This is a genomic window from Glaciimonas soli (assembly GCF_009497155.1).
GTDB lineage: Bacteria > Pseudomonadota > Gammaproteobacteria > Burkholderiales > Burkholderiaceae_D > Glaciimonas > Glaciimonas soli.
In genome coordinates, this window is the sequence record NZ_WINI01000001.1 from 101,097 (window position 1) to 118,397 (window position 17,301).

Here is a 17,301-nt window from a genome sequence, read left to right on the forward strand (position 1 = left end):
AAAATGAGTGGTTGAAAATTAAAACGTATGAGTAGGGCGAGTTGATCCGAGTGCCGAGCCTAAAATTTCCTCAATCCGAGTGCGCAGACGAATACCGCTTTCATCATTGGGGAAGTGTATGCCGATACCTTGCACTTTATTATTGTTTGCGCCGGTCGGTGTGACCCAGGCAACTTTGCCAGCGATTGGGTATTTTGCAGTGTCGTCGATCAAGCTCAAAATCAAATAGATTTCGTCGCCGATACGATATGGTTTGCTAGTCGGAACGAACACGCCGCCATTGGCTAAATACGGCATATAGGACGTATACAAAGATACTTTTTCTTTAATCGCTAACGATAAGACTGAAGGCCGTGCAACTTTGACCTCGCTACTGATGGTGTTGCTGTCTGCCATATTGGGTCCTTAGATTTTAGGGCTTATGCAAATCTACTTTTGGTTATTGATTTTATTTTGTAAAAATTCTAGCGTAATCCAGCAACATTTCTTCGATAAAGAGCCGTGCCGACAAAGGATGATCGGCAATCGCCCGGCGTTCATTTGTCGCCTTTAATAACTGCATTAATGCTTGCGTGTGGGTGCGTTTGGCCAATGTGCGTATTGCTTGTTGATAACGCGGATAATAACGCACGGTGTCAGTCATTTTTTGCGAAAACACATCGTAAAGCCAACGCTGCTGCCAACTGACCAATTCTGTTACCGGTGTTTTTTGCAACTGTTCCGCACATTTTAACGCGGCGGCAAGATCAGGTTGGCTTAAATAGGCCAGCAAAGTATCAATTAATTCCCGACCTTCGCTCTGTGATTGTGCTTGCGCAGTCAACGGTGCGCCGCCTTGCTCTGCCAGCCACATGTCGGCATTAGCTACACCTTGTTGTTGTAACCAGTTGAGCGCATCTTCTTGCGCAGGTACTGGCATGGCGAACTTGCGGCAACGCGATAGTATGGTCGGCAACAATTGATCCAGACTATTCGAAATCAATAAAAATACGGTGTTTTCTGGCGGTTCTTCCAGCGTTTTAAGCAAAGCGTTGGCTGCAGCTGTGTTCAAGGCTTCTGCAGGGTAGAGCAATACTACGCGCTGACCCTGCCGATGGGTGGATACATTCATGAAGCCGGCTAAAGCACGAATTTGGTCGATTTTGATTTCTTTGGAAGGCGCTTTAGTCGCTTTTGCTGCTTTCTTTTCGCCGCCATCTTCTGCGCCATCACCTTCCGCAGCGTCTTCATCTTCCAGAATTTCAGGCCGTACGCGACGATAATCTGGATGGTTGTATTGCACAAACCAGCCGCACGATGCACAAACACCACAGGCATGACCATCGATTTGTTGATTTTCGCAAAATAAAGACTGTGCAAATTGCTCAGCAAAGGCAGTTTTCCCTATGCCTTCAGAACCGTGAAATAAAATAGCATGTGGTAAGCGCGCACGCATCTGCTGCAGCTGCTGCCAAGCTTGTGTTTGCCAAGGAAATATTGAGTTAGTAGTCATTGAAATGCGTAAAAAATGCGCTTCCTATAGAGCGGTAATCAGTTCTGTTAGCGATGCTTGAATTTCACTGATGGTGCGCGTCGAGTCAATGATACGAAACCGCTCTGGGAACTGTGCGGCCCTGCGTAAATATTCGGCACGCGTATCGGCAAAGAATGTGGCCTTTTCTTGCTCAAACTTATCCAGAGTACGGCTAGCATCCAAACGCGCGCGTGCAACTTCTAACGGGACATCAAATAGCAGTGTCAGGTCAGGTTGACGTTGCGGATGTACCCACTGCTCAAGCGTTTCCAATTTTTCTAAAGCGAGTTTTCGTCCTCCGCCCTGATAAGCAAATGTGGCATCGGTGAAGCGATCAGAAATAACGGTGTCGCCACGCGCCAATGCTGGCTCAATTACTTGCGCCAGATGTTCCCGGCGGGATGCAAACATCAGCAAGGTTTCGGTTTCCAGATGCATGGGTTGATGCAGTACTAATTCACGCAAAGTCTCGCCCAGCGGTGTGCCACCAGGTTCACGTGTCGTCACTACCTTGTCGCCACGTTGACGCAATAACTCAGCGACGAAGGCAATGTGAGTGGATTTTCCAGCGCCGTCTATGCCTTCAAAGGTAATAAATTTCGCAGATGTCATAAGTTAAAAATTGAGTGTTTTGTTTTACGTAAGTCTTCAGCGTTGATATCTGTTTACAGCCTGATTGTGTTCACTGAGATTGTTAGAAAAATGACTGCTGCCATCGCCTTTCGCTACAAAATACAGAGCATCTGTTTTGGCCGGATTCATTGCAGCGTGTAACGATTCTTCCCCTGGTAATGCAATCGGTGTCGGCGGCAATCCGGCACGTGTATAGGTATTGTAGGGGGTATCGGTGGTGAGATCACGCTTATAAATTTTGCCGTCATATTTGTCGCCCATGCCATAAATCACCGTTGGGTCCGTTTGCAACAGCATGCCTAGTCGCAGGCGGTTGATGAATACGCCTGCGATATTTGTGCGCTCTGCTTTGCGGCCGGTTTCCTTTTCAACGATAGAGGCCATGATTAGCGCTTCATAGGGCGTCTTGTAAGGGAGAGACGCCACATCGCGGGTTTCCCAGGCTTCATTCAAACGCTTCTGCAGCAGAGAATAAGCTTGTTTATACACTTGCATATCACTGGCACCAGGGGCAAATAAATAGGTGTCAGGCGCAAACAGGCCTTCAGGCATGGTGAAATCAGGCGTGATTTTGGCCAGCAACTCAGTATCGGAAAGGTTAACCGTATCATGCTTAAGCGCAGTACTAGCCGCAATCGCTGCGCGCATCTGCTTGAAAGTCCAGCCTTCAATCACCGTCAAGGACTCTTGTGCAAATTCGCCGCGAACCATCTGTGTAATTAATCTTAATGGCGTCGTTCCGGGTTTTAACGAATAGCTTCCGGCTTTAAGTTTGTCACTTTTACCCGTCAAGCGTACGAGTATATCCAACAATTCTGGATTAACGGGAATGTTGGCGCTGGCAATTTGTTGCACGGCGCTATCAAGGTGACTGCCCGATTTGATGGTGAAGGGAATGGCATTTCCAGATGTTGTAATCGGCTGTTTGCTCCAATAGGCCATACCTGCGGCTGCCAACATGCCCAGTACTACCACACTGAAGAATAATTTTTTAAACAAGTTCAGACACTCCGAAGGGTAATTTGAGACAAAACCAACGCCATTTTTGCGACAACTCTATAATCAAGGCCATATGATAATCGCTGAAATAGAAATGGCTCACATTTATGACTGAAATAACAAGTACTTGGCAAGAATTTTTGAAGCAACAGGCCGCGAATTTTAGCGCTGAACTCTCCGATAACTTCGTTACTCCTTTGAATGATCTTGGCATCATCGCTGTGTGTGGTGATGATGCTGCCAGTTTTTTGCATAATCAATTAACCAATGACGTTGAGCACCTGACTTCAAACCAGGTGCGACGAGCTGGTTATTGCACGCCCAAAGGGCGGTTATTGGCGAGCTTTTTGATGTGGAAAAACCAGCAAGGTTTTTTCCTGCAATTACCCAAAGAGATACAAGCTGCAGTGCAGAAACGCATGCAAATGTTCATCATGCGATCGAAGGTCAAGATGGCAGATGTGTCGGACAGCCAGATAGTCCTTGCTCTCGGTGGTAATGCCGTCGGTGCGGCGCTCGCAAAGTGGTTTCCGAATTTGCCTGATGCGCCGTATGCCAACATCGAAAACGAGCATGGTTGCCTGATGCGATTGGACGACGCGCAAGGTATTGCTCGCTATCAATGGCATACCACAACCGAAATGGCGATCACCGCATGGCCAGGTTTGGTGGAAAAACTCACACCGGTGGATAGCCGGGTATGGCGTTTAGGTGAGATTGAAGCAGGTATCCCTCAAATTACGTTAGCAACACAAGAACAGTTTGTGCCGCAGATGATTAATTTCGAAGTGATCGGTGGGGTCAATTTTAAAAAGGGCTGTTATCCGGGCCAGGAAATTGTCGCGCGCAGCCAGTATCTAGGGAAACTTAAGCGCCGTGCCGTAATAGCCAAGATCGTTTCCGCAGAAGTGGCGGCCGGGATGGCAGTTTTTTCCAGTGCGGATCCGGCGCAGCCCTGTGGCATGATTATTAATGCAGAGAGCAGCACTTCAGATACTTTTATCTGCATATTAGAGATTAAACTAGCGGCTTTAGAAAATGGCTCTGTGCATCTTGGCTCGGCTGACGGTGCACCACTGACTGTTTTGCCGTTACCTTACGCAATGCCGGATGCAAACTAACATTAGCGCTGTATGAGTATGAAACTGGATATCTACATTTATTACCGCGTTGCAGCAGAACACGTAACACCGTTCTGCGCCGCAGCCTCGGCGATGCAAGCGACCTTATCGGCAGAGCACAAGATCGTCAGTTTGCTTAAACGGCGACCAGAAGAGTCGGCTGGCGCTGCTGCTGATCCGTCAGCTAAATTCCACACTTGGATGGAAATCTATTTAGCCGTTCCGGAAGATTTTGAACAAGTGATTGCGCAGCATCTTAAGCAAGCTGGTATCGCCACGTGGATAGAAGGCGTACGTCATGTGGAAACTTTTTTTACAGTAGCAAAATCTGGCGTAATGGTGGGAGAGCATGCATGTGCCTAATCGTTTTTTCCTGGCAAATTATTCCTGGCATGCCTCTCATCGCGGCAGCAAACCGAGATGAATTTTATGCTCGCCCAAGTAAAAGTGCCGCGTGGTGGGAAGATCAACCAGACATCTATGCTGGGCGAGATTTGCAAAGCGGTGGCACGTGGCTGGGGATTACAAAAAATGGCCGTTTTGCCGCCCTCACCAACGTTCGTTCGCCGGCAGAGCGACGCGATGATGCACCTAGTCGCGGTGAGTTGGTGTCCAATTTTCTCAGCAGCGATCTGACAGCAGCTGACTATATCGCGCAAATTCAGCCTAAAGCGGACAGCTACAATGGTTTCAATTTGCTGATACACGATGGCGAACAATTGATCTGGTATTCGAATCGCGGTGATGCGGATAGTAGAAATGGCCAGCCTTTAGCGCCTGGCGTCTATGGCTTGTCGAATGCTTCGCTCGATACTTGCTGGCCGAAAGTGGTACGCACCAAAGCGCAATTTTCCAGTTTGTTGTGTCAAGGCGCGCCGGACGATACTTATTTCGAGATGCTCTGCGATACCACGCGCGCTGGTGATTGCCGCCTGCCTTCTACTGGCGTGGGCATAGAACGTGAGCGTGTATTGTCATCCGTCTTTATTGAATCGCCCGACTACGGCACGCGTTCTTCGACTTTGGTGAAAATTTCTGCCCAAGGCGAGACGCTGTTGAAAGAACATGTGATTCGATAAGCAGAAATTTGGCTAAATTAAAGGAATGACATTCATGATTGAAGGTTCTGCAATCAGTATTCGACACGTACGTAAAAGCGATTTGATTAAGCTTATCCCTCTTATGAACAATCTTCAAATGCGTGGTCAATATTTGCCGTCTTCAATCACTTCGCCGGATTTGATCGAAAAGAATTTTGATGCAGATCAGATGTCGACCGACGTTAAAGAAACACTGCTAATCGTCGATAAAAAAGATAACATCATCGGCTCTCTATGGCATTTCAAATCGGTTCCTTATTTTAATGCGCGTGAAATTGGCTACACTCTTTATGCTCTTGAGCAAAGAGGCCAAGGAATAGTCAGCGAGGCTGTGAGATTGTTGTCAGCTTATTTGTTTAAGTCGCGCATGATTAATCGACTTGAAATCCGTATGGACACAAACAATATTGCGTCAGAAAAGGTCGCAATAAAGTGTGGTTATCAGAAGGAAGGGATTTCGAGAGCAGCCAATTTTGTGAATGGTAAAAACGTGGATATGTTTATCTATTCGCTCCTGCGCAACGAATGGGAGTGCGCTCAAGAAAAGCATCAAGCTTCAGAAAATAATAATTAATTTACTGATGAGTAACATACTTCACTAATTTGAAGGAACAGTATCCATGATTGAGGGAGCGACAATCAACATTCGGCACGTACATAAGAGTGATCTGGTGAAACTCATCCCTCTTATGAATAACCTCGAGATACGGGGGCCGTATTTGCCATCTTCAATCACTTCTCCCGGTCTGATCGAAAAGAATTTTGATGCAGATCAGATGTCGACGGAAGCGAAAGAAACGCTGCTAATCGTCGATAAAAAAGATAACATTATTGGCTGTCTATGGCATTTCAAATCGGTTCCGCATTTTAATGCGCGTGAAATTGCATACGCTCTCTATGCTCTTGAGCAGAGAGGACAAGGAATTGTCAGTGAGTCGGTGAGGCTCTTGTCTGCATATTTGTTTAAATCGCGCATGATTAATCGGCTAGAACTGCGCATGAATACAAAAAATATTGCATCCGAAAAGGTCGCAATAAAGTGTGGTTATCAGAAAGAAGGAATTTCGAGAGAATCCAATTTTGTAAACGGCAAGCACGTCGATACGTATATCTATTCTCTCCTGCGTCGTGAATGGGAGCACGATCAAGTAACACCTCAAGCTGTAGAAAATAATAATTAATATACTGATGCCGAATATACTTCACACTCTTCTTTCATATCGCATTCGCCTTCAGCGCTTATTCCTGATATCTGAAAACAATTCCATGCTGTTATGGGCCGCATTAGTTGGCTTGTTGGGCGCGTTGGCGACGATCGCTTTCCGTGAATGCATTACGCTGTTGCAGTTATTGTTTACTGGTAAAAGCGGTAGCTTTGTCGCCATTGCGAAGAGCTTGCCGTGGTATTGGCGTGTGTTGCTACCTACTTGCGGTGGCGTGGTGGCGGGAGCGATATTACTGCTGTCGAAAAAAGTTCCGGCTGCCGCTGCTTCCGATTATATGGAAGCGGTCGCCATTGGTGATGGCAGGGTTCCAGTACGTCACAGTTTACTGCGTAGCTTGTCTTCGCTGATGACGATCAGTTCTGGCGGCTCGATAGGGCGCGAAGGCTCGATGGTGCAATTGTCGGCTTTGGCTGCATCTGTGTTTGGTCGATTCACCCATTTTGAACCAGGGCGACTACGCTTGCTGGTCGCTTGTGGTGCAGCGGCGGGGATTACTTCGGCCTATAACGCACCGATTGCCGGCGCATTTTTTGTCACCGAAATTGTGCTGGGCTCGCTGGTAATGGAGAGCTTCGGGCCAATAGTTGTGGCATCAGTGGTGGCCAATATCACCATGCGTAGCCTGCCGGGATATAAACCATCTTATGAAATGCCGGCATTTCCCGATATTAGTGGCGGCGAAGTATTACTGTTTGCGTTGTTAGGCATTTTGGTTGGCTTCGGTGCGCCGCTGTTTTTAGGGTTTCTTAACTTCACTAAAAAACAATTCAAAAAAACCGCACTGCCTTTGCCCTGGCGCTTAGGCTTGGGTGGTTTATTGACCGGGACGATTTCTGTCTGGATACCAGAAGTGTGGGGGAACGGTTATAGCATCGTCAATTCGCTGCTGCATACGCCATGGGTGTGGTGGAGTGTATTGATGATTTTGGCGGCGAAGGTAATTGCAACAGCGATCACCACCGGATCAGGCGCAGTTGGCGGGATATTCACGCCGGCTTTGTTTGTTGGCGCATCGATAGGATTTTTGTTTGGCGTCGTGGTGCATACGTTATGGCCGGGAGCGACATCGGCACCGTTTGCGTATGCCATCGTCGGTATGGGCGCATTTTTGGCGGCCGCCACTAGCGCACCGCTGATGGCAATATTGATGATTTTTGAGATGACGCTGAGCTATCAAGTCATGTTGCCGTTGATGCTGTCCTGCGTGCTTGCTTACTTTATTGCACGCAGTTTAAATGGCCCTTCAATGTATGACATCACGCTAAAACGGCATCGTGATGAACAGGAGAGGGTGCGTTTGCGCGGCATTCATATGAGTGAATTAATCCGGCCCGCAGATACTATCTTGCCGATGACCGCATCATTTGAAGAAATCAGCCGTTTATTTCTGAAATACCCAGTCAAATATATTTACATCGTCGACAGCGATCAGCGCTACTGCGGCGTGGTCGCTTTGCAAGATATCACCTCAACCCTACTGAATAAAAATGAGACGGCAAGTCATCAAGCGAGTGATTTTTTAAGACGTGAATACCTGCATGTGATTACACCAGATATGTCTTTAGGTAAAGCCTTGGAATTATTTCTTGATCATCAAGGTGAACGTTTGCCTATCGTACGCAGTGAGAAGGATCCTGTGCTATTGGGAGCCGTGTATAAGAGCTCGCTATTAGATGCTTATTTTCGATTAGACAATCCTAAAATGTGAAATTTGATGATGTTCAGTTGGCCGTACGGTGTTAATAATCCTCACCCAGTTAATTCCGGATTTTTTAAATAATTTTTCTCCAAGTCAATATAGTTTGTTTTATATTGAGCAACTGGGTGTCAATAGCCTGCAAATGTGCAGAAGACATCTATCTCGTTGACAATTAACTATCAGGAGCAATTATGGGTCTTATCTGGACGATCATTGTTGGTTTCATAGTTGGTGTTATTGCTAAATTTCTGCATCCCTCGCGTGAAAGCATGGGATTTATTGTTACTACATTGCTAGGTATTGGCGGCTCATTACTTGCCGGCTATGTGGGTGAGGCGTTGCATTGGTATCATCCAGGACAGGGCGCAGGATTTATCGGCTCCATCATTGGTGCATTTGTCCTGTTGCTGATTTACGGATTTGTTAAGGGCAAAGTAAAAAGTGACTAATGCTCGTCATGCCGGGTGCATGCGTCACGCTCATGCACCCAACTATGTGCGAATCTAAAACAACCAATTGAGAGCAGATAATTGATCGGGAAACGGGATAGCAAACGCGTTCAGGCGACGATTAGTAAAGATGTCTTAATTCCGGTTTCTGATAGCGCTCTGCATCTAGTGCGCCAACGTTGCCAGCGTTTGGTCGCGCGACGTGCTTTATGGTCGGCGGGGGCATCAGCGTTGCCTATTTTTGGGGTGGACATCGCTGTCGATATTCATCTGCTATCCCGACTGATCGAAGAAATTAACGCCGAATTCGGTCTGACGCCCGCACAAATTGAGCGACTGCATCCTAAACTGAAAGTGGCGACCTATAGCGCTATTGTTGGCGTCGGCAGCAACCTGATTGGCCGCGTTGTGACGCGCGAATTACTGCTCAAAATTCTTACGCGCAGCGGCGTCAAACTCGTTAGCAAGAATGCCACCCGCTTAGTTCCTATTGCTGGTCAAATGGTGTCTGCCGCAATAGGTTACTCTGCCTTTCGCGCCGTTGGGAGCAAGCATATTGAGGCTTGTGTGCAAGTAGCAGAAGAGATGTTAAAAGTGCAAGCAATCGCCGTCGTGGAATGAAATCTGCCATCATGCTGGTGGAATTGGTAAAATGCCGGCCTTCCTTTCCTATATTACTTGCTGTGTGTCTTTTCCAGCCGAGTAAAACACTTACCTAGATTGATATTTTATGCTGAGCTACCGCCACGCCTTTCACGCAGGTAATCACGCCGATGTGTTAAAACACTTCGTGACCATCCAATTGTTGGAGTATCTCAACCAAAAAGATACGCCTTATATGGTGATTGATACGCATGCCGGTGCTGGGCTATACGCACTTGATGGCGGTTATGCAGCGAAAAACGCCGAATATGAAAGCGGTATTAGCCGCTTGTGGGATCGTAAGGATTTACCGCCTGCAGTGGCAGAGTATGTCAATGTGGTACGCAAATTGAATCCCGATGGGAAATTACGTTTTTATCCAGGTTCACCCTATTGTGCTGATGTCACCATGCGTGAACAGGATAGATTGCGCTTGTTTGAGTTACATCCAAGCGACGGTCGGATTTTGACGGAAAACTTCCGCAAACTGGATGAGCAACGTGAGCGTAGCAACACGCGCGGCAAGCGCGTCATGATCACTCAAGGTAATGGTTTTGCCGGTCTGAAAGCCTTATTGCCGCCACCGTCACGACGTGGACTGGTGCTGATCGACCCGCCATATGAGGTCAAAGAAGATTATCAGCACGTCAAAAAAACGCTGGAAGACGCTTTATTGCGTTTCTCAACCGGTACGTATGCGGTGTGGTATCCAGTACTTAATCGCATGGAATCACGCCAATTGCCGGATAAATTGAAACGCATCAAAGGCAATGGCTGGCTGAATGTCACTTTAACTGTGAAAACCCCATCACCAGACGGTTTTGGCTTGCACAGCAGCGGTATGTTTGTCATTAACCCGCCGTGGACGTTGGAGCCCTTGCTGAAAGAAGTGATGCCGTACCTGGTGAAAACCATGGGAACTGATGCTGGTGCCGGCTTTACTCTGGAAACAGGGACTACGATGGCAGTCAATACAGGTACGCGACGGGTTTAGTCGAACAGGGTTGCGTGTGGGTTAATGTGATTAAGCCGTACGCATCGCCACACGTTTTTCCATTAAGGTCAGCCATCGTTCAGTGCATTGTGCATCGCTGATGCACATAGCGTAATCTGTCACGGTGCGTGCGGCGCGTTCCAGTAATTGAATATCGGCTTCATGCTGACGCGCTACATGCGGATCTTCAAGAAATAACACGCGACGACATTGTTGCTTGTCTAGAATCAATTCAGCAATCTGCGCATCGCCGCCCATAGGTCCGCTTAAAAATGGTTTAACCCAATTCCGGCCGGCTTCTTCCCCTTTGATTTGTTGTGCCAACTGATTGAGTAAACTACCTGTCGTGCCGGTAGCGCAACGAAATGCAAATTGGTCTAGTAAATTAAAGTGGTGTTTGGCGATCGTTAGCATCCGTTCTTTGCATGCATCATGGGCGATAAGAGCGATCCCTTCTTGCGCAAGATCAAAAGTCGAATCCAGTTCTGGATTACTTGGCGCTCCGGTAGCAATAGCCTCTAATTCCAACCATTCTCGTGCGGCAGCTACAGTAGATAAAAACGGCTTGCCATGAATGATGCATTGCCGCTTGAGTGCCACCGCCTCCGGAAAGGTTGAAGATGGGTCGGTAGGATCAATCAAATAAATGACGGCATCCAAGGTCTGAGCAGGGTCGGTGTCAACAACCCGTGCGACCAATCGCATCAAGCCACCTTGATGCCCGTATGGAAAGCGCTCAATGTGCGGGTAATCAGGGAGTAAATTCAACTGCTCCATCGCATCAAGCGTGCGTCCGACGACGATCAGTTCTGGCTGCAAATGCTTTTCTATGGTTTCAGCACTGCAGCGTAATAATCTTACCAATGCGGATTGTGGCCCATCCTGATGATGTCTGTTGGATACTAATCCGATACGATAGCGGCGCGTATGAAAGGTCATAGTGTGTGGTATTTGATAGGGCTGAATGTTGTTTGTATGTTACTCGACATTGGTTTCCTTACGGATTTATTTTATATGCATACCGCTGTAACCGGCTTTTCACAAACGCACTACAATATTGTTTATGAATAAAGCCTTTGTTAAAAAATCTGACGGTGATGACGACGATCTGGAATTTGGATTGCCGCCTATTCCTGCTGGCACTAAAAATTACATGACACCAGCTGGTCATGCCCGCATGAAAGCGGAGTTGCTCGACTTGATCGATAACGCCCGCCCGGAAGTAGTACGCATCGTATCTTGGGCGGCATCCAATGGCGATCGCTCCGAGAACGGTGATTACATCTATGGCAAGCGACGTTTACGCGAAATTGACCGGCGCATACGCTTTTTAACTAAACGCCTGGACTTGGCGGAGATCGTTGACCCTAGTGTTCATCATGGTAACGATCAAGTATTTTTCGGCGCAACGGTGATTTATCAAACGCAATCTGGGGAAGAGCATACGGTCACCATCGTCGGGATTGATGAACTGGACCCTTTAAACGGCAAAATAAGCTGGATTTCACCGGTGGCGCGGGCACTGACTAAAGCGCGAGAAGGGGATTTGGTGACCTTGATGACGCCGGCAGGGCTGGACGAATTGGAAATATTGAGCGTCAGTTATCCAGAAGCCAATTGATTGATTCACCAGTATTGCACGCACCACCGTCATTCCCGCTTATGCGGGAATCCATGTTATTTCGCTCAACCAGCCTGGGTATCAATCCTCCCAATAAAGTGCATCGCCTATTGTTCGACGTAATGCAAACGGTGTTTTGCATTTCGCAAATTGGATTCCCACTTTCACGGGAATGACGGTGGTTAGTGTCGCTTGTACTGCTGATTGCCAAATAAAATATCGCGTTCTTTTTCCGTATTCATTGGTTTCCGCAGTCCGGCAAGCACTTCCACGCCACGCTTAACTGCCGGGCGTTGGCTGATGGTGTCAAACCATTTAGCCAGATGCGGGAAATCCGCTAAGTTAATCCCTTGATTTGCCCACGAGCGCAACCATGGGAAAGTGGCGATATCTGCAATGGTGTATTCATCGCCGGCCAGATATGCATGCTGTGACAGCTGTTTATCAATCACGCCATACAGACGATTGGCCTCATTGGTATAGCGATCAACTGCGTAAGCTATTTTTTCTGGCGCATAGATTCGGAAGTGATGCGCTTGCCCCAGCATTGGTCCTACGCCGCCCATTTGAAACATCAGCCACTGCATCGTGGTGAATTTTTCTCTATCGGTAGTGCCTAAAAATTTTCCGGCTTTACTCGCCAGATAAAGCAGAATCGCACCGGATTCAAACAGTGAAATCGGTTTGCCATCAGGGCCGTGGTGATCAACGATAGCCGGGATTTTGTTGTTGGGAGAAATGGCGAGAAATTCAGATGTAAATTGATCGCCAGCACCAATATTGATGGGGTGCGCTTGATATGCAAAACCGCATTCTTCCAACATGATATGTACTTTGTGACCGTTTGGTGTAGCCCAGCTATAAACATCAATCATGATTATTTCCTTGGTAGGTTTTTTAGACTTTATTTTTAGACTTTACTTAAACGCTGTAAGGCCTGTTGCAAAGTAGTGTCTTGTTTTGCGAAGCAAAAACGCACGATACTTGATTCGCGTGGGGTCGCATAAAAGGCAGAAACCGGAATCGCGGCAACGCCAATTTCACTCGTCAACCACGTAGCGAATTCAGCTTCGTTGCTTGATGAAATGGCAGAGTAATCGACACACTGAAAATAAGTGCCGCTCGATGGTAGTAATTTGAAGCGCGAACTCTTTAAGCCATCACGGAAGAGATCACGTTTACGTTGATAAAAAGCTGGCAATTCCAGATAGGGCGCCGGATTTTGCATGTAACTGGCAATGCCATGCTGAGCCGGCGTATTGACCGAAAATACGCTGAACTGATGTACTTTGCGAAACTCCGCCATCAGTGCCGCTGGCGCTGCGACAAAGCCAATTTTCCATCCAGTGACGTGATAAGTTTTGCCGAAACTGGATACCATGAAAGCACGCGCTGCCAGTTCCGGGTGACGACAAATCGATTCGTGCGTTAGTCCGTCGTACACCATGTGTTCGTAGACTTCATCCGACAAAATCAATATGTCGGTATTGCGGACAATATCCGCCAAACTGTTAATGTCTGCGCTACTGAGAACGCTACCTGTCGGATTATGCGGCGTATTAATCATAATCAGGCGCGTACGTGGAGTGACCGCCGCTGCGACTTGATCCCATGGAGCGCTGTAACCGTCGGCACCCAAAGTCATCTGCACAAATACCGGTTTGCCGCCGGCTAGTTCTATCGCAGGAACATAACTGTCAAATGCTGGTTCAATCACGATCACTTCATCGCCAGCATGGACTACACTCATAATCACTGCCAGCAGTGCTTGCGTCGCGCCAGCGGTGATTGTAATTTCGCTGGCAGGGTTGTAATGGCGACCGTGCAGCTTTTCAATTTTGTTTGAGAGCGCCAAACGCAGAGGTAATGCGCCGCTCATGGGCGGATATTGGTTCATGCCATTTTTCATGGCATCGCTCACCGCATTAATTAAAGCCGGGTCACAATCAAAGTCGGGGAAGCCTTGCCCTAAATTAACCGCTTTCTTTTCTTCGGCCAAGAGCGACATAGTGGTGAAAATAGTAGTGCCAATTTTCGGCAATTTTGATGAAAAACTTAGTGACATAGTGATGACGAGGCGATCGAAAAATACTGCGTTAAAAATGCGTGAAAATGTATTCTAGCGGTTTGTTTGAAACTGCACAGCGCGCTTGGAATTTTCTGCTATTGCTTATTCAGGCAAGGAAGGTGCTTGCCAGGCTTGTGGCGCAATGATGGAAAACAGTCCCAGTTTTGCCGTCTTACGCGCGAGTTTTAAAACCGCTTTATCTTTACTGATCAACATGGCTGCATTTGCGCCTAAAGCCAGCTCCAGGAATTTTTGATCATCTTTATCTGTGCAAATCGGCAGGCGAATATCAGTGCGTGGTGAAAGTGCCTCTGGCGCCATGCAAGTAATTAATGCGTCAAATTGCGCGTTAATGGCTGGGCGGGACTCGTCAGTAATGGGTAAGTGGGAATAATGCAGCACCATTTGCCACTCCATCCGACAATCAGCGCGCGTCACTGCTTCAACTGCGCCGGATTCCAATGCTGCCATCAATGCTGCCCAGCGTGGATCGCGGAAGACAAATAAATCTAAACAAACGTTGGTATCAATTACTATGCGATTCGGTATCATTGCGGACTATTCTTTTAAAGTTTCGATATTATTTATGCTGATCGTTTTATCGCCTGCCAAATCGCTCGATTACACAACACCACCCACCACACAACAACATACCCTGCCAGATTTCATTCCGCGATCGGCAGAGCTGATCGACGTGTTAAAGCAGTTGTCGCCAGATCAAGTCGGTAGTTTGATGAAAATTTCCGATGCTTTGGCGCATATGAATGTCGCGCGTTTTTATTCATGGACAAAGAAATTCGATCCAAGTAATGCAAAACAGGCAATTTTGGCGTTCAATGGGGATGTGTATGGCGGTCTGGATGCTGGCTCGTTGAATGACAAGCAGCTTACTTACGCACAAAATCACGTGCGTATTTTATCCGGCTTATACGGCATGTTGCGACCATTGGATTTGATTCAGCCTTACCGCCTTGAAATGGGGACTCAATTAATCAATGCGAAAGGCAAGAATCTTTATGCATTTTGGGATGATGCGGTGACATTAGCCTTGAATCAGGAGTTGGAAAGTAAAAAAGAAAAGACTCTGATCAATTTGGCATCGGAAGAGTATTTTAAAGTGGTGAAGCCTAAATTACTTGATGCCGATGTCATTACGCCTGTGTTTGAGGATCACAAAAATGGCAAATACAAGATTATTTCTTTTTACGCCAAGCGTGCGCGCGGCTTGATGGCTCGCTATGCGGCGTTGAATAAAGTGACACAAGCTGAGCAGCTCAAAAAATTTGACGTAGAAGGATATAAGTTTGTCAGTGACGAGGCAAGCCAGGGGCGCTGGATTTTCCGGCGGCGGCTGGAGGCTTAAGTATGGAAATTTTCGAAATGTGTTGCTGAGGCGCATTAATCCATCATGCGCTCATGCCATTTCTCAAGATGCTTAATGGCAACAAGTTGTTCAGCTTTGCCTTGCATTTTAATGACATGCTGTCAATTTCCATCAGGAAAACCTCTTTTTCATCAAAATCATCAAAAAATGCGATTGTCTTAGGTATATCCGGTTTGACCGCCTTGGTTACGGCGCGTTACAATGTTGGGTTATTGAAATGATGGATATTGTCGATGGTGCGTCGCAAACTGGTAGTCGGTAACTGGAAGATGAATGGCAGCTTGGCTGCCAATTCGGCATTGTTGGCGGATTTGTCTGCTGGATTGATGTCTGAGAAAATTGACTGTGATATTGCTGTTTGTGTGCCGGCACCATATTTGGCGCAATGTCAGGCTGCGTTGTCAGGTTCAGCGTTGGCATGGGGTGCGCAAGATGTCTCGATTCATGCGTCGGGCGCTTATACTGGCGAAATTGCTGCGACTATGTTGTGTGACTTTGGTTGTCGCTATGTGATTGTTGGGCATTCCGAAAGACGCGCTTATCACGCGGAAACAAGTCAGTTAGTAGCGCAAAAAACAGTCGCTGCTTTGCAAGTGGGATTGACGCCTATCGTATGTGTAGGTGAAACATTGGCAGAGCGCGAAGCAGGGCGCACCGATGTGGTAGTCGGGCAGCAGCTTGATGCGGTTTTGGCGCTTTTAGACGCGTCAGATGTGGCAAAAATTGTAGTGGCTTATGAGCCGGTTTGGGCAATAGGTACTGGAAAAACAGCGACGCCGCAAATGGCGCAAGATGTGCACGCAGCTTTACGCCTGAGGTTGGCGGCGAAAGATGCTGGTGCTGCGCCGATGATAAGCATTTTGTACGGCGGCAGCATGAAGCCGGATAATGCGGCAGAGCTGATGGCCATGGTGGATATCGATGGTGGCTTGATTGGCGGAGCTGCATTAAAGGCTGCTGATTTTTTAGCGATAGCAGCTGCGGCTTAAAGAATTTTTGAGCAAGTTTTGGTTTATGTAGATGTAGCAGTGAAGATGTGGAAATGAAAAGTCCGCAGCAAAGTAAAGATAATTAAAGAATTAACCCTCCCTATTTGGAAAATCATTAAATGAACTCTGTACTTACTATCATTATCGTCGTTCAAGTGTTATCTGCATTGGCGATCATTGGCCTGGTCTTGCTTCAACATGGTAAGGGTGCCGACATGGGTGCAGCTTTTGGCTCGGGTGCTTCGGGCAGTTTGTTTGGTGCTACTGGCTCTTCTAACTTTTTGTCTAAGTCAACCGGCTTGGCTGCGCTGATTTTTTTCTGCGCGACTTTGGCGTTGGTATTTTTGGGTAATCATCGTACTGCTGAAAGTGGCGGTGTGATGGCCAATTTGCCAGCGGCGGCAACTGCGCCGGCTGCAGCAATTCCAGCGACATCAACTCCTGAAGTGCCGACAGGTGCGGCGGCAAGTTCGGCTAGTTCGGCAGCGGCAGCGGCGGTAAGCTCATCGGCATCGGCACATGGCTCGGAGCAGTCTAATCAAATTCCAAAATAAGTAGCGCTGTATGCAAAATATCAGCGTATTTATTGGGTTTTGATCAAATTGTGCATTGAACAAAAGCACTAAATCGGGTTAAAATAACCCTTTATGCCGACGTGGTGAAATTGGTAGACACGCTATCTTGAGGGGGTAGTGGCGAAAGCTGTACGAGTTCGAGTCTCGTCGTCGGCACCAAGCTATAAAGATCGATCAAGCCTCTCTTGATCTGATTTTTTTATCGAGGAATTTATAGTGCTTGGTTTTTGATTTGATGTATTGAAGTTGTGGGCTTAAGTTGTAGATCGGCCTTAAGTGCGCTAGCTT

The 17,301-nt window shown here is 47.3% G+C and carries 21 protein-coding genes and 1 tRNA gene; 14 read left to right on the forward strand and 8 right to left on the reverse strand.

Features of this window, described 5'->3' with window-relative positions; all coding sequences use genetic code 11:
- Positions 1–18 precede the first annotated feature (18 nt).
- From GEV47_RS00435 to mltG, 4 genes are read right to left on the reverse strand one after another with little or no spacing between them, the layout of a single operon-like run.
- Complete coding sequence (locus GEV47_RS00435) at positions 19–396, reverse strand: PilZ domain-containing protein (RefSeq protein ID WP_153232762.1); 378 nt, start codon at positions 394–396, stop codon at positions 19–21.
- Positions 397–448: 52 nt separating this feature from the next.
- Complete coding sequence (locus GEV47_RS00440) at positions 449–1,492, reverse strand: DNA polymerase III subunit delta' (RefSeq protein WP_153232763.1); 1,044 nt, start codon at positions 1,490–1,492, stop codon at positions 449–451.
- A 24-nt stretch (positions 1,493–1,516) separates the two neighbouring features.
- On the reverse strand, positions 1,517–2,125 hold the full coding sequence (gene tmk, locus GEV47_RS00445; RefSeq protein ID WP_153232764.1) for a dTMP kinase: 609 nt from the start codon (positions 2,123–2,125) through the stop codon (positions 1,517–1,519).
- Between the two features lie 36 nt (positions 2,126–2,161).
- The gene (gene mltG / locus GEV47_RS00450; RefSeq protein WP_407646196.1) at positions 2,162–3,151 is read right to left on the reverse strand and encodes an endolytic transglycosylase MltG; all 990 of its coding nucleotides are present in this window, start codon (positions 3,149–3,151) and stop codon (positions 2,162–2,164) included.
- Between the two features lie 101 nt (positions 3,152–3,252).
- On the opposite strand from mltG, the gene ygfZ reads away from it, so the two are divergent.
- The 9 genes from ygfZ to GEV47_RS00495 all read left to right on the forward strand — a co-directional run bounded on the left by ygfZ (position 3,253) and on the right by GEV47_RS00495 (position 10,376).
- Complete coding sequence (gene ygfZ, locus GEV47_RS00455; protein WP_153232765.1) at positions 3,253–4,266, forward strand: CAF17-like 4Fe-4S cluster assembly/insertion protein YgfZ; 1,014 nt, start codon at positions 3,253–3,255, stop codon at positions 4,264–4,266.
- Between the two features lie 12 nt (positions 4,267–4,278).
- Positions 4,279–4,629 carry a DUF4936 family protein gene (locus GEV47_RS00460; RefSeq protein ID WP_153232766.1) on the forward strand — a complete coding sequence of 117 codons (351 nt, stop codon included), beginning with the start codon at positions 4,279–4,281 and terminating at the stop codon, positions 4,627–4,629.
- A complete protein-coding gene (locus GEV47_RS00465) occupies positions 4,620–5,345 on the forward strand; it encodes an NRDE family protein (RefSeq protein WP_153232767.1) in 726 nt (241 codons plus the stop codon). Before GEV47_RS00460 ends, GEV47_RS00465 begins: the two co-directional genes overlap by 10 nt.
- 34 nt (positions 5,346–5,379) lie before the next feature.
- On the forward strand, positions 5,380–5,940 hold the full coding sequence (locus GEV47_RS00470) for a GNAT family N-acetyltransferase (protein ID WP_194270538.1): 561 nt from the start codon (positions 5,380–5,382) through the stop codon (positions 5,938–5,940).
- Positions 5,941–5,986: 46 nt separating this feature from the next.
- The gene (locus tag GEV47_RS00475; protein ID WP_153232769.1) at positions 5,987–6,547 is read left to right on the forward strand and encodes a GNAT family N-acetyltransferase; all 561 of its coding nucleotides are present in this window, start codon (positions 5,987–5,989) and stop codon (positions 6,545–6,547) included.
- Between the two features lie 7 nt (positions 6,548–6,554).
- The gene (locus GEV47_RS00480) at positions 6,555–8,300 is read left to right on the forward strand and encodes a ClcB-like voltage-gated chloride channel protein (RefSeq protein ID WP_153232770.1); all 1,746 of its coding nucleotides are present in this window, start codon (positions 6,555–6,557) and stop codon (positions 8,298–8,300) included.
- Positions 8,301–8,482: 182 nt separating this feature from the next.
- A complete protein-coding gene (locus GEV47_RS00485; protein WP_153232771.1) occupies positions 8,483–8,740 on the forward strand; it encodes a GlsB/YeaQ/YmgE family stress response membrane protein in 258 nt (85 codons plus the stop codon).
- A gap of 81 nt (positions 8,741–8,821) precedes the next feature.
- Positions 8,822–9,361: a hypothetical protein gene (locus GEV47_RS00490; RefSeq protein ID WP_194270540.1), complete on the forward strand. Its 540-nt coding sequence runs from the start codon at positions 8,822–8,824 to the stop codon at positions 9,359–9,361.
- A gap of 109 nt (positions 9,362–9,470) precedes the next feature.
- Complete coding sequence (locus tag GEV47_RS00495; protein WP_153232772.1) at positions 9,471–10,376, forward strand: 23S rRNA (adenine(2030)-N(6))-methyltransferase RlmJ; 906 nt, start codon at positions 9,471–9,473, stop codon at positions 10,374–10,376.
- A gap of 30 nt (positions 10,377–10,406) precedes the next feature.
- On the opposite strand, the gene GEV47_RS00500 is transcribed toward GEV47_RS00495, so the two are convergent.
- The gene (locus GEV47_RS00500; protein ID WP_153232773.1) at positions 10,407–11,315 is read right to left on the reverse strand and encodes a methylglyoxal synthase; all 909 of its coding nucleotides are present in this window, start codon (positions 11,313–11,315) and stop codon (positions 10,407–10,409) included.
- Between the two features lie 124 nt (positions 11,316–11,439).
- Here GEV47_RS00500 and greB point away from each other — a divergent pair, with 124 nt between their 5' ends.
- Positions 11,440–11,997 carry a transcription elongation factor GreB gene (gene greB / locus GEV47_RS00505; protein WP_153232774.1) on the forward strand — a complete coding sequence of 186 codons (558 nt, stop codon included), beginning with the start codon at positions 11,440–11,442 and terminating at the stop codon, positions 11,995–11,997.
- Between the two features lie 182 nt (positions 11,998–12,179).
- Here the strand turns inward: greB and GEV47_RS00510 are convergent, their stop codons facing one another.
- The 3 genes from GEV47_RS00510 to GEV47_RS00520 all read right to left on the reverse strand — a co-directional run bounded on the left by GEV47_RS00510 (position 12,180) and on the right by GEV47_RS00520 (position 14,617).
- Complete coding sequence (locus GEV47_RS00510; RefSeq protein WP_153232775.1) at positions 12,180–12,872, reverse strand: glutathione binding-like protein; 693 nt, start codon at positions 12,870–12,872, stop codon at positions 12,180–12,182.
- Between the two features lie 35 nt (positions 12,873–12,907).
- Positions 12,908–14,062 (reverse strand): pyridoxal phosphate-dependent aminotransferase, encoded by a 1,155-nt coding sequence (locus tag GEV47_RS00515; RefSeq protein WP_153232776.1) that lies wholly within the window; start codon positions 14,060–14,062, stop codon positions 12,908–12,910.
- A 105-nt stretch (positions 14,063–14,167) separates the two neighbouring features.
- Positions 14,168–14,617, reverse strand: coding sequence for a putative toxin-antitoxin system toxin component, PIN family (locus GEV47_RS00520; RefSeq protein WP_153232777.1), 450 nt, complete (start codon positions 14,615–14,617; stop codon positions 14,168–14,170).
- Positions 14,618–14,651: 34 nt separating this feature from the next.
- On the opposite strand from GEV47_RS00520, the gene yaaA reads away from it, so the two are divergent.
- From yaaA to GEV47_RS00540, 4 genes are all read left to right on the forward strand, one after another.
- Positions 14,652–15,428, forward strand: a complete 777-nt coding sequence (gene yaaA / locus GEV47_RS00525) for a peroxide stress protein YaaA (RefSeq protein WP_153232778.1) — start codon at positions 14,652–14,654, stop codon at positions 15,426–15,428.
- Positions 15,429–15,685: 257 nt separating this feature from the next.
- A complete protein-coding gene (tpiA, locus tag GEV47_RS00530) occupies positions 15,686–16,438 on the forward strand; it encodes a triose-phosphate isomerase (RefSeq protein ID WP_322741547.1) in 753 nt (250 codons plus the stop codon).
- 119 nt (positions 16,439–16,557) lie between these two features.
- Entirely contained in the window at positions 16,558–16,992 is a 435-nt protein-coding gene (gene secG, locus GEV47_RS00535; protein WP_153232780.1) for a preprotein translocase subunit SecG, read from the forward strand.
- A 95-nt stretch (positions 16,993–17,087) separates the two neighbouring features.
- Positions 17,088–17,172 (forward strand) — tRNA-Leu (locus tag GEV47_RS00540).
- The last annotated feature ends 129 nt before the right edge of the window (positions 17,173–17,301 follow it).